This window comes from Thermogladius sp., from assembly GCF_049970955.1.
Classification (GTDB): Archaea; Thermoproteota; Thermoprotei_A; order Sulfolobales; family Desulfurococcaceae; genus Thermogladius.
In genome coordinates this window covers 1-1,485 of the sequence record NZ_JBMFLY010000122.1, presented here as the reverse complement: position 1 = coordinate 1,485, position 1,485 = coordinate 1, and the positions used below count along the sequence as shown (strand labels likewise).

At 56.9% G+C, this 1,485-nt stretch carries 2 protein-coding genes and 1 pseudogene; all 3 read left to right on the top strand.

The features are described from left to right. Window positions 1-219 (top strand): annotated as a pseudogene (locus tag ACP5VX_RS07260) (hypothetical protein); the annotation flags it as partial. After that, window positions 209-625 (top strand): hypothetical protein, encoded by a 417-nt coding sequence (locus ACP5VX_RS07255; RefSeq protein WP_428725209.1) that lies wholly within the window; start codon window positions 209-211, stop codon window positions 623-625. The pseudogene ACP5VX_RS07260 and the gene ACP5VX_RS07255, both read left to right, overlap by 11 nt. Before the next feature lie 36 nt (window positions 626-661). Continuing rightward, on the top strand, window positions 662-1,485 hold an 824-nt coding region (locus tag ACP5VX_RS07250; RefSeq protein ID WP_428725208.1), incomplete at its 3' end, for a hypothetical protein.

Below are 1,485 nucleotides of genomic sequence, written 5' to 3'. Positions count from 1 at the left end.
TCAAGGATTTTCTCTCTATCTCCGGGCAACATATTCCACGTCGGCAAGGGGTACACGGTTGACGTCGAGGACGCAGTCTCTAAAGTGCTAGACTTGCTCGACAATTACGATGAATACAGAGCGAGAGTGCTCGAGTGGCGCGAGAAGGTCCTGAAACCCAGGTTCAGGTGGGACGTAGTAGCCCAGCGCCTGTTGGAGGTGGTCTCTAATGCCAGGTAAGCGCGAGTACGCGGTCGGGAGGGCATACGAGTTCGTGTTGATGAAGATATTGAGAGACAGGGGCTTCTACGTTGTCAGGACGCCTGCGAGTGGTCGCGGCACATCTAGCCAGAAACTGCCCGACCTGACAGCGATCCGCCGCAGGGACGGGGGGAGCGAGGTATTGCTAATTGAAGTGAAGCACTTCTCGAGGCCGAGGGACGTATATCTCGAGAAAGAGCGGTTCAAGCAGTTGATGGAGTTCGCAGAGAGGCTCGGTGCTAGGGCGTTGCTCTGCGTGCACTTCAGTCCATCCACGCGTATAAAATGCTTAGACTTGAAGGACTACGACTGGGAGACGCCCGGCTACTACGTTTTTGACAAGCGGAGCTTCGAGGAGCGCGGCGTTGACGCTGCAAGCTTATAGCCTTGTTTATACATTAGTTTAAACGGGTGGGGTCTCGTGGTCAACGACCTGGTCGTAAACTTTTACAGGGCAAGGGTAATCCGGCAGATGACAAGCGATACAACGCTAGCTGACCTGAGGTTGCGACTCGACTTCAAGGCGAGGGAGGTGCGCGCGACAATATTCAACAGCATTGTAGCAACCGGCTCGGTGCGTCTCAGGGACAACACCGCGTGGGTGGACATAGACGACAACCTGTTCGTGAAACATTACGTCGGCGCGTACAACGACATGAACTACGCAACGTACGTGCTCGGCGTCATGCTCAACGTCATCGCGGTTTGGGCGGGAAGGTTCTACCTGAGCATGCCCACGCCCTCTAGGCTCGCCAGCCCCAACGCTCCAAGTCAGAGCCCCTTCCTGCCGCCCGCGCCACCGTCCGTGTCTGCTTCAACGCCGATAACCAATACGATCGTCGGCGACTTCTTCGCGCTTCTCGACGACTGGGCGAGAAACAACGGCGTGTCGTTCATCGAGTTCGAGATACACCACGAGGCTGCAAGTATCGTTGTGCGCTGGGACAGATACACCATCTACATCACACCGGACAACGCGCTCGTAGTAGACGGCGCCGGTAACGCGCTGACAGTGAGCGACCCGGACGGCTACTACTCAGTAACAGCGCACCTCAACGCCCTAGTCCGGTTCGGTAACGCATTCACTGCTGTGTACACTATGTACGGGGCGAACCCGTGGCCCTACGGGCAGGTGGGGCCGACGGTCTTCGAGTACGTCCTCAATCCTAATGCAGAGACCGCTATAGTGTCTCTAAAGTACCAAGTCCCCACGGCAAAGAGATGGCCGACGACGCCCCGAGGGTG